The sequence below is a fragment of the Sulfurimonas sp. genome, from assembly GCF_016744025.1.
Classification (GTDB): domain Bacteria; phylum Campylobacterota; class Campylobacteria; order Campylobacterales; family Sulfurimonadaceae; genus Sulfurimonas.
The window spans coordinates 1-10,541 of the sequence record NZ_JADGFC010000095.1 but is presented as its reverse complement, the minus strand read 5'-3'; the positions used below and the strand labels follow the sequence as shown (position 1 = coordinate 10,541).

At 32.0% G+C, this 10,541-nt stretch carries 9 protein-coding genes and 1 tRNA gene; 4 read left to right on the top strand and 6 right to left on the bottom strand.

The features are described from left to right. Window positions 1-18: 18 nt before the first annotated feature. Complete coding sequence (locus QZZ48_RS11765; RefSeq protein ID WP_294966038.1) at window positions 19-897, bottom strand: DMT family transporter; 879 nt, start codon at window positions 895-897, stop codon at window positions 19-21. A 306-nt stretch (window positions 898-1,203) separates the two neighbouring features. On the opposite strand from QZZ48_RS11765, the gene QZZ48_RS11760 reads away from it, so the two are divergent. Then, the gene (locus tag QZZ48_RS11760) at window positions 1,204-1,635 is read left to right on the top strand and encodes a hypothetical protein (protein ID WP_294966036.1); all 432 of its coding nucleotides are present in this window, start codon (window positions 1,204-1,206) and stop codon (window positions 1,633-1,635) included. 108 nt (window positions 1,636-1,743) lie between these two features. Here the strand turns inward: QZZ48_RS11760 and QZZ48_RS11755 are convergent, their stop codons facing one another. From QZZ48_RS11755 to QZZ48_RS11745, 3 genes are read right to left on the bottom strand one after another with little or no spacing between them, the layout of a single operon-like run. Continuing rightward, complete coding sequence (locus QZZ48_RS11755) at window positions 1,744-3,168, bottom strand: hypothetical protein (protein WP_294966034.1); 1,425 nt, start codon at window positions 3,166-3,168, stop codon at window positions 1,744-1,746. A 46-nt stretch (window positions 3,169-3,214) separates the two neighbouring features. Continuing rightward, the gene (locus tag QZZ48_RS11750; RefSeq protein WP_294966033.1) at window positions 3,215-3,874 is read right to left on the bottom strand and encodes an ATP-binding cassette domain-containing protein; all 660 of its coding nucleotides are present in this window, start codon (window positions 3,872-3,874) and stop codon (window positions 3,215-3,217) included. A gap of 8 nt (window positions 3,875-3,882) precedes the next feature. Beyond that, entirely contained in the window at window positions 3,883-4,725 is an 843-nt protein-coding gene (locus QZZ48_RS11745) for a putative selenate ABC transporter substrate-binding protein (RefSeq protein WP_294966031.1), read from the bottom strand. Window positions 4,726-5,020: 295 nt separating this feature from the next. Here QZZ48_RS11745 and selD point away from each other — a divergent pair, with 295 nt between their 5' ends. Continuing rightward, entirely contained in the window at window positions 5,021-6,055 is a 1,035-nt protein-coding gene (gene selD / locus QZZ48_RS11740) for a selenide, water dikinase SelD (protein WP_294966030.1), read from the top strand. A gap of 5 nt (window positions 6,056-6,060) precedes the next feature. On the opposite strand, the gene QZZ48_RS11735 is transcribed toward selD, so the two are convergent. Then, window positions 6,061-6,159: transfer RNA gene (locus QZZ48_RS11735), tRNA-Sec, on the bottom strand. Between the two features lie 62 nt (window positions 6,160-6,221). On the opposite strand from QZZ48_RS11735, the gene selA reads away from it, so the two are divergent. Together selA and selB are read left to right on the top strand one after the other, a co-directional pair. Beyond that, window positions 6,222-7,571 carry an L-seryl-tRNA(Sec) selenium transferase gene (selA, locus tag QZZ48_RS11730; protein ID WP_294966028.1) on the top strand — a complete coding sequence of 450 codons (1,350 nt, stop codon included), beginning with the start codon at window positions 6,222-6,224 and terminating at the stop codon, window positions 7,569-7,571. After that, window positions 7,564-9,396, top strand: a complete 1,833-nt coding sequence (selB, locus tag QZZ48_RS11725) for a selenocysteine-specific translation elongation factor (RefSeq protein ID WP_294966026.1) — start codon at window positions 7,564-7,566, stop codon at window positions 9,394-9,396. The genes selA and selB overlap by 8 nt, the downstream gene beginning before the upstream one ends. Here selB and QZZ48_RS11720 read toward each other — a convergent pair. Then, a complete protein-coding gene (locus QZZ48_RS11720) occupies window positions 9,393-10,313 on the bottom strand; it encodes an AEC family transporter (protein ID WP_294966025.1) in 921 nt (306 codons plus the stop codon). The genes selB and QZZ48_RS11720 overlap by 4 nt on opposite strands. Window positions 10,314-10,541: the final 228 nt, after the last annotated feature.

Genomic DNA, 10,541 nt, shown 5'->3' with positions numbered 1-10,541 from the left:
GAGTAGATAAAAGCATAATTATTTCAGTATCTTTAGTCTTAATGATTTTCTCTTAGTTTGTGAAACAAGTACACCTACTATTATCATTGCTGATGCAAAAAGTTGTAAGTTAGTTAAGACTTCATTTAAAATGAGGTAAGCCAATAGTAATGTAAATATAGGGATAAGATTTATAAACATAGCTGTTTTAGATGCTTGTATTTTTGTCAATGCATAATTATAAAGTCCATATCCTCCAAGCGTAACAATTACCCCAAGATAAAGTAACCACCATATCGCTTCACTTGTAATACTAAAAGGCATAGTAATATACTCATATAAGAAAAATGGGAAGAAAAATATTGCACCAATAAACGACTGTAAAGCAGTAATGAATAATGCTGAAAATTTATCACTTAAATAACGTGCCACAATGGTGTAACCAGCGCCACAAAGCATAGCCAAAAATTCTAAGAAATTACCTAGTAATGGATTTGGTGCAAACTCACTTGCACCTGATTGAAGACTTAACCACACTGCACCAGAAAGTGTAAAGACTGCCCCTACAACTAACTGTTTTGTAATAATTTCTTTTAAAAAATATCCAGCAAGCATTGCTGTTAAGATTGGCATAAAAGATGTCATAAGCCCAGCTTGTGAAGCTGATGTATAACCTAAGGCTTTAATCTCAAATATAAAATATAAACTCGGTTCAAAAAGTGCAAGAAGTAAAATAAGTTTTAAATCTTTTTTAGTAAATTTATACTTCAAAAAGCTTTTTATAAAGTACAAGAAACATGAACTTGCTATAAGCATTCTAAAAAATATAACTGTAAACTCATTTAAGTCTTGCATAACTGACTTTAGTGCTATAAAAGAACTAGCCCAAATTAACATTGCAAATACTAATGCAAAAATAGCTACTAAATTATTTGTTTTAATTACACACCGCCTAAAAATAATTTTGTATTATATCTATTTGTTTTTAGGTAAGCAATTAAAAGTTTTCTTGTCCCCATCTTCCTCGATGGGAATGCATATAAAATTAACTTAGGAGAGTGGGAGTAATAAAAATTACTACGGGTATATTTATTAGTTACAAAGTTTATATAGTTTTGTTCTTACACCTTAAAAATGGAGATTCAAGCCTTGGGGTTTAAACTCATTTTGCTATAATATTCCTTGAATAAATAGTTATATATTTTTCAAAAAATGGAGTTTTCAATGAGAGTGGATTTAGATTTTTTTGGTTCTTTACTGAATGTTTTCTTAGAGTCAGAAAAAGCACATGTTGATTTTAATGACATAACCAATGCGGGAGTAGAGACTGAGATAGATGGTGAGATCTCAGAAAAACTTGTTTTTCATTTGCAATTGGCACTTGATAATCAATTAATAGGTAAGCGTTCAGGTTTCGCATACAACCTGAAAGACATAGGTATTATTCAATCTTTAGATGGTTTAACTTCAATTTTTGCTATTCCCTTAAGGTTGACTCAAGATGGTCATGATTTTGCTTTATCTCTGAATAATAAAGAAGTTATGAAAAAACTAAAAACTGAATTTAAAGATGCTCCATTTAAAGTCGTATTCGAAGGTGGTCAAAAACTTCTACAGCATTTCATGAAGAAGAAGCTAGAGAGTATTATTGAGTAACAAAAACATATAATAAGTTGCTCAAACATAATCCTACAAACTGTTTCAAGATTGCATTCATAGCTTAATTGGGATGAGTTGTGTTGCATCTAATGCATTGCTTGGTATTTACTTGTTCTGTCTTAAGTCACATGCAGAGATATGCTTAGTTGCTCTAAGGTATTCTCTCGCTTTTTTTGAGATAACATCTACTAGGATATTTAAAAATGCTGTTACTAAAAGAAGTAAAAACATCTTGTCTAGTCTAAAATCTTCTATAGCTGAGTCTATGTAAAAACCTAAAGTGGTGATACCAAGAACACCAAGTATGGCACTCTCTCTCATGATGATTTCCCACCTATAAAATAAAAATGCTAAAAATTGACCATAAATTCTTGGTAGAACTTCATAAAAGTAAAGTTCTGTTTTTCTCTTTGTTACATCTATACGAAGCTTCATGGCATCTGTGTCATGTCCGATAAGATGAGAAATGATTGAACCGTTATGAAGCATAAGAGCAAGTGCTGCTGGAAGCATCGATGGACCAAAAAGTTGTAAAAAGATATACGCCAAAATATACTCTGGAGTAGAGCGAAGAACAACTAAAAATATATGTGCAGATATCTTTGTAGGTTTGTTTGTAAACTTTGAACTTACAAGCGGAAATAGTATAAGAGTAAGAATCGCTGTAAGTAAAAGAGATAGTTGAGTAAGAACTAGTGTATTTGTAGCTCCTGGTAATATCTCATTTACAAATATTTTTTCAAACCATGAGATAGTGCTTTGTAAACCTAAGTCGTTCTTGATTGGATAAGGGATGATATCTTGTGTGAAAAATCTTTTAAGATTTGCAAGGTTAAAACCACTAAAATCATCAAGGTACAAAAACGAAGCTATAACTAAAGGTATAAAAGTGTACTTGTTAAACCACTTCTTTATAGATGCAACGATAACATAAAAAACTATTAGTATAAGCCATACTTCATGGTAAAGACCTTGCATAAAAGAAGAAGATAAGTAGTAACCTAAAGTTGTAATTCCAACAAAACCAAGTATGGCAGTAGAGCGAAGAGCACACTCAAAACGATATCTTGTGTATGAGATAAGATGAGGAAGTGCATCTGGGATTTTTGTATATATAAAGTAAGAAAGTTTGTCTTTTCCTCTTAGCGTATCTGTAAAGGTATCATTTTCTTGTAGTATCTCAGCATAGACTTTTGCAAGAGTTGCAGAGTAGGGGATAACTATAGCTAAAAGGGCAGTAAGAGTATTTAAGCCAAATATTTGTAAAAATATAAGTGCCCAAAAAAGCTCATGAATAGACCTTGTAAATGCTAAAGATATTCTAACAAGAAGTGAATTGAAAAACAGTGAAAGTATAGCTCCAAATATAATGGAGAAAAATATAGCTAAAACAGCAATAGAGATTGTTCTTAAAAAAGCTTCAAGAAGTACAGAGTAGTTGTTAAACTCCATAGAAAATATAGAGAAGAAAAAGTCTTGACTTAAACTCGTTGCATCTATAGTCGTTATCTCTAAATCTGCGAAGTACAAAGATATAAGTCCTATAAGGACAAATAAAAAGCTTACCTTAAAATTTTTACTCGCAAACATAGTATAACTTCTGAATATCATCTGCATTAAGATCACTACACTTTTTGTCTATGATGATTTTAGAGTTTTTCAAACCTATGACTCTCTCAAAGTTTTTAGTTGCTACTTCTACATTGTGAAGAGCGCAGACTATTGTCTCAAAGTTTTTCTTTAGTGTTCTTGTAACTATAGAGCTTAAGTACTCATCAAGTGCTGAGATGGGTTCATCAGCAAGTAAGATGCTCTTGTCTTCATAGATAGCTCTACTGATGGCTACTCTTTGTTTTTGACCACCTGAGAGATCGTGAACTTTTTGTAATAGTTTGTCTTCAAGTTCAAGTTGTTTGATGATACTTGTAACACTATCTACATCTTTTTTTGCTGGTTTTACGAGGTTTATAAGATTATGAATAGTTGAGAACTCATCTAGTTTAGCAACATAGATATTGTTATACACAGATAAGTTCTCAACTAAACTAAGCTCTTGAGGAATATAAGAAGATTCTTCTTTTCTTGACTCATATAATTTTTTGATGAGAGTTGATTTTCCACTTCCACTTTTACCTAGAAGGGCAACACTCTCGCCTCTTTTAATATTAAAAGAAAGAGAGTGCAATATGATTTGGTCATTGTAAGAGATAGACTCGTTATTTAATGAAAATGCCATGTTAATGCTTAGTCGATTAAACCTGTACTTTTTCCAACACTAAGGATAGGTGCATAGTCTGAGTTTTTAGCTTCGATAAAACCACTTCTGTTAAATGACTCTAAGATAGCTTTGTCTTTTAGGTTTAAAATAGTAGCTTTTAGTTTGGCTGTAAAACCTTTTCCATAAGTATCATCTAAGTCTCCGTGAACTGTAAACTGATAATCAGGGTAAGTAGGAGTTGTCCAGATAATTTTTACTTTAGAAGTATCTATAGTTCCAGCTTTAATACCTGCGTCCCATACTTTATAGTTTACTGCACCAACTTCGTAAGCACCACTTTGTACCAAAGAAATAGTCTTAGTATGGTTACCAGAGTATCCAACTTTTGAGAATACTTTTGATGGAGCTTTGTTAAGATGTTCACGTATAAAGAACTCAGGCATAAGTCTTCCACTAGTTGAACCTTTTGAACCAAAAGTAAATGTTCTACCTTCAAGCCCTTTAGGGAACTTATCTGAAGATGTAAGGCCTGTTTTAACGTTTGCTATGATGTATGAACGAAACTCTGTATCTTCAACACCTTGTGCAATTGCCATAGAGTTAGGAACAATTAGTCTAGCTTTTACCCCACTAAAACCACCAAACCAAGCTAACTGAAGCTGTTTGTTTCTAAACGCTGCGATAGATGCAGAGTAAGACTTGATAGGAACGAACTTAGCATCTACGTTTAACTCTTTAGATAGATACACTGCTAGTTTTGAGAAACGTTCTTTTAGTTTAGTTTCATCTTGATCGGGGATTGCTGAGAATGTGAATGTTTGTGAGAACAAACTTGAAACCAATAGTAGGTTCATAAGGATTTTTTTCATGGGAACTCCAAAATATTTTTGAAGCAAATGTAGTCATAATTTTGCATTAGTTAAATTTATGTCAAGCCTAAACCTTAGGCAGATGCTTATTGTGATTTGAATTATATAGAGACATATATTAATATTAACTTAAAAAGTAAATATATTTTTACTATTTTAATATTGCTTTAATTCTAATGCTAGTAAAATACTAAATAACATTAACCTATGGAATAGGCGTACATAAATGTAATAAAAATCTTTTTACTGCACTTCTCTTACACCTATTCCATATAAAATACTTTTAAGGCTAAACATGAATAACGAGTCTAAATTGACTAAGTTCGTTCAAGCAGCTGGTTGAGCAGCAAAAATGGGTCCGGGTGATCTAAAACAAACTATTTGCTCTCTTGTTCCAGATGATGAAAACGTTCTTGTAGGATTTGAAAATAGCGAAGATGCATGTGTTTTTAAAATAAATGAAAACGAAGCATTAGTTCAAACTCTTGATTATATTACACCTGTTGTTGATGACCCATATGTTTATGGCAAAATTGCAGCTGCAAACTCTCTATCAGATATCTTTGCAATGGGAGCGGAAGTAAAAACTGCTCTAAATATTGTAGGCTTTGATAAGGTTAATCATACCTACGAAGTTCTCTCCGAGATTCTTAGGGGCGGTAATGACAAGATAAAAGAGTGCGGTGGTGTATTGATGGGTGGACATACTATTGAGTCCCCTGAAATGTTTTACGGATTGAGTGTTACAGGTATGATTCATCCAAGTAATATTTTAAGAAATAATACTCCTAAAATAGGTCATGTTTTAGTATTGACTAAACCAATTGGTATGGGTATCTTAACAACAGCGATAAAAAGAGACTTACTAAGAGACTCAACTACACTTGAAGCTGTTAAAGTTATGGAAGCCTTGAACCATTTACCATCAAAACTTCTAAAAGAGTACGAGGTAAGTGCATGTACTGATGTAACTGGTTTTGGTCTTTTAGGTCACGCTCTTGAGACAAGTAATGAGAATGTATCTCTTAGTATAGATGCTTCTAGTGTTCCTGTAATGGTTGAGGCATTTGAACTTGCAGATAAAGATGTTGTACCAGGTGGAACTAAGAAAAACTTGAAGTATCTAAATGACAAGGTTACATATGTAGGAGATGCTTCAAAGTATGCTCTTATGTTATGTGACACTCAAACGTCAGGTGGACTTTTAATATCGATGAATGAAAAAGATGCAGCAGAGTATATAAAAAGAGTTGAAGATTTGACTTATGGTTATGCGTGTGTGATAGGTTCTATCATTCCAAGAGAAGAAAGAGCAATAATAGTGTACTAAGAGTTTGGTGAGAAGGCGAAGGAATCGAACCCCCCGAGGCGTTTACACAAAAGCCTCCAATCAGGTTTGAAACCTGTGGTGCCCACCAGGGTCACATGCCCCCCAAATCTTGTACATTTGGAATTCTACACTATAAATTATAAAATCTATATAAAAAAGGGTAAAAATGTTTTTACTAAAATCAATTCCCAAGGTTGATAAGTTCATAGAAAATGAACAATTTGATGATTTATCTTCCTCTCTTCTTGTTAGCATCACTCAAGAAGTTCTTCAAAACTTAAGAGAAAATATTTTAAAAGATGAAGTGAAATCTTTCACTGAAGATGAGTTAGTTCAAACAGTTTTACAAAAGTATGAAGAGCTTACAAAACCATCTCTACAAAAGTTAATAAATGCAACTGGTGTCATAGTTCATACTAACTTGGGACGTAGCCTTATAGATGCAAAGACATTTGATAAAGTAAAAGATGTAGTTACTTCTTATAACAACTTAGAGTACGATTTAGCAAAGGGTAAAAGAGGGGAGAGATATTCTCATATATCTGATGTAATATGTAGACTCCTTGGTTGTGAAGATGTTCTTATTGTAAATAACAATGCAAGTGCGGTATTTTTAATCTTAAACACATTTGCAAAGAAAAAAGAAGTCATAGTTAGTCGTGGTGAGCTTGTTGAAATAGGTGGAAGTTTTAGAATACCAGAAGTGATGAAACAAAGTGGCGCAAAACTTGTAGAAGTAGGTGCAACAAATAAAACCCATCTTAGAGACTATGAAGACTCTATAACTGAGAAAACTGCAATGCTTATGAAAGTTCATAAGTCAAATTACTCCATAGAGGGTTTTAGCTCAGAGGTAGAGTTTAAAGAGTTAGTAAGAGTTGCTAAAGAGAAAAACCTTATAGATTACTATGACATGGGAAGTGGACATCTTGTTGACTTGCCATATGGACTAGACCAGCATGAACCTTCAGTACTAAAGTACATGCAAGAAAACCCATCACTTCTTAGCTTCTCAGGTGACAAACTATTAGGAAGTGTACAAGCTGGAATCATCGTAGGTAAAAAAGAGTACATAGCTAAACTAAAAAAGAATCAGCTCCTTCGTATGTTAAGAGTAGACAAACTTACTCTTGCTCTTTTAGAAGAAAACATTACATCTGTTTTACTTAACAAGTTAGATGAGATTCCTACTCTTAAGATGCTCTTTGCATCTACTGATGAGCTTAGAGAAAATGCTCAGTTTTTAAAAATGGCAGTAAATGATATATGTGAAGCCCATATAATAGAAACTACTTCAGTAATAGGCGGAGGAACGACACCAAATAGAACTATTCCGAGTATTGCCATGAGTGTGAAAATTAAAAATTATAAACAAAACAAAATGGAAAAACTATTTAGAGAAAGAAAGATAATAGGTCGTATAGAAGACGATAAGTTTTTACTAGACTTTAGAGCTATACAAAAAGAAGATATCAAACAAATAATTAAAGTAATAAAAGAGATAACAAATGTCTAATTTCATTATCGGAACATGTGGACATATTGACCACGGTAAAACAGCACTAATCAAAGCACTGAATGGTTTTGAAGGTGATACTACAAAAGAAGAAAAAGAGCGTGGAATAACAATAGATCTAAGCTTCTCAAATATTGCCCAAGGCAGTAAAAATATAGCTTTTATAGATGTTCCAGGACATGAAAAACTTGTAAAGAACATGATAGCCGGAGCTTTTTCTTTTGACTGTGTACTTATAGTTGTAAGTGCAGTTGAGGGAATAAAACCACAAACTGTAGAGCATCTAGAGATTTTAAATCTTCTTGGTGTTAAAAATGCAGTTTTAGTTATTACAAAAAAAGACTTGGTTGAGAAGCCTGAGCTAGATAAAAAACTTTTAGAAATTAAAGAGTTTATATCCCGATATGACTTTGACTTGAAGTTTAGCATGGGTGTTTCTATATACGATGAGGTTTCAATAGAGGAGTTAAAAGAAAAACTATTTGCTCTAGATGCAAGCACAAAGATAGAAGAAAACTTCTTTAGATACTACGTAGATAGAGTTTTTAGTGCTAAGGGTGCTGGAACAATTGTAACTGGAACAGTACTTGGAAAACCGATATCTATAAATGATAAGGTATTTATCTCTGACATACAAAAAGAGTCTAAGATAAAGAACATACAAGTTCACGGCGAAGATGCAGAGGTAGCAAACATCTCAAATCGTACAGCCATAAACCTAAGTGGTGTAGATGCTAAGGATATAAAAAGAGGTTTTGTAATAAGCAAAAAAGGGTATCTAAGAGGTTTTAGTTCTATAGATATATCTTTTAAAGCACTAAAAGATAAGTTTTTACATCACAATAGAAACTACTCAATCTATATAGGTTCAAGAAAGATAGATTCAAAGGTATTACTATTTAACTCCCAAGACTCTTTAACAGAGGGTTTTGCATCTATAAAAAGTGATGAAGATATCTTTAGCATCTACAATGAAAAGCTAATCATTAGAGATGGAAACTTTACAGTTGCTGGTGGAGTTGTGCTAAACCCTGTAAGTGATCCTATGAAAAAGTCTCAAAAACTGCATCTCTTAGAAGCACTAAAAGAAAAAGATATACCAAAAGCATACTCGATTTTACTCTATGCACATAAAAAAGGTTTGGGACTAATCTCATCTGCACAAAGGTTTGCACTTTCTCATAAAGAAGCTTTAGAGAGTGCTAAAGAGTTACATGAAAGCTTTGTGGATGAAAAAGAGCTTATCATATATCCTCTATCTACAAAGGCTACTATTTATGCCAATATTAAAAATATTTACACTAAAAATCAATTTGCACTTCTCTCAAATGCTTCTATAAAACTAAGACTAAAGTGGGCTAGTGAAGGTTTTATAGAACTTGTTTTAAATGAACTTGTAACTGAAGAGTTTTTAGTTAGAGATGGAAATCTTTATAAAAATGCAGATATAAAAGAGGACTTCAAGAGTTCTCTAGAAAAGAACATGCTCATAGGTTTAGAAGAGGAGGGTATATCTCCAACTGCTCCATATAATATCTATGATAACTTAGATATAGACAGAAAAATGGGTGATAATATACTCAAAGCTTTATGTGCTAAAAAACAAGTAATAAGAATGAAACACAATCTTTTTATCCATGCAAATAGTCTAAGTAAGCTTGTAAATGAGATGAAAGACATCATAAGAAGAGATGGTTATATAGATATAAAAAACTTTAAAGAAAAACATCCACTAAGTAGAAAATATCTTATCACTTATCTTGATTATCTAGATAATTTCTCAGAGATAAAAAAAGATGGTAATAAAAGAGTTTTTGCAGATTAAAGTAGAATATCTACTAGCTTTAAAAAAACAAAAATACTCACTGCTGATAGTAATGTTTGTAATGAGATTATGGAAGAGATTAGTTTTAAATCACCACCTAATTCTCTTGCTAAAACATAGGCTGAAGATGCAGTAGGTAAAGATGCAAATAAAACTAATACTGTTGTTTGTGTTTTGTCTAAACCTATCATGTAAGAAACTCCCATAATTATAAATGGAAAAATAATAAGTTTTAAAATAGAAGATACAAAGAGTGCAGACTTAGTCTCTCTTAGTGAAGATAGATGCAGACCAACTCCAACAGATAATAGACCAAGAGGAAGTGCTGCTGAACTCATGATAGAAAGTGTACTTTGCATAACTAAGGGTAAGTCTATAGAGAAAAAGTTAAGTGCTCCTCCTGATATACAAGCAATTATTAGCGGATTATAAAGTACTGATTTTATAAATGATAGAGGTGTTACTTTGTCATTTGGAACATAGATGGAAAATATAGATATGCAAAGTATATTTAAAAGTGGAATAACAAAGGTCATAAGAAATAGAGCTAAAACTAATCCTTCATCACCCATATATGCATCCACAAGTGCTAGTAAAACATAAGTGTTAAATCTAATTGCTCCTTGAAAAATAGAGGTAAAAGAACTAGCTTCAAAAGTGAATATTTTGTTGTAAACTATTAGTAAGAAACTAAGTATAAAGATTGAAATAAAAGCAGTTAGAACAAAATCAAAACCATTTATATTTTGTATATTTGCTGTTGAGAGTTTATAAACTAGAAGTGATGGAAAAAGCACAAAGTAGTTAAGTTTATCTAAATATTTCCAAAAGTCTTCATGTGGAAACTTCAGATGCTTAAAAGTATATCCCAACATTATGAGAAAAAATATAGGAATTAGTGTGTTGATTATAGTCATATATAAGCCTTATTTGTAGATGCTCAAAGATTTCTTTTTATTATATCAAAGTCAAAACCTTTTTTGAGATAAATTCGTTATAATCTATTATTCTAAAAAGTAAGGAATTGATAATGTTTAATAAAATGATTTTCTTACTACTAATTTTATTGCCATTATCCCTTTTTTCAAAAGACTTAAAAACTTGTGTATATATTAACTCTTATCATGTTGGATATTATTGGTCCT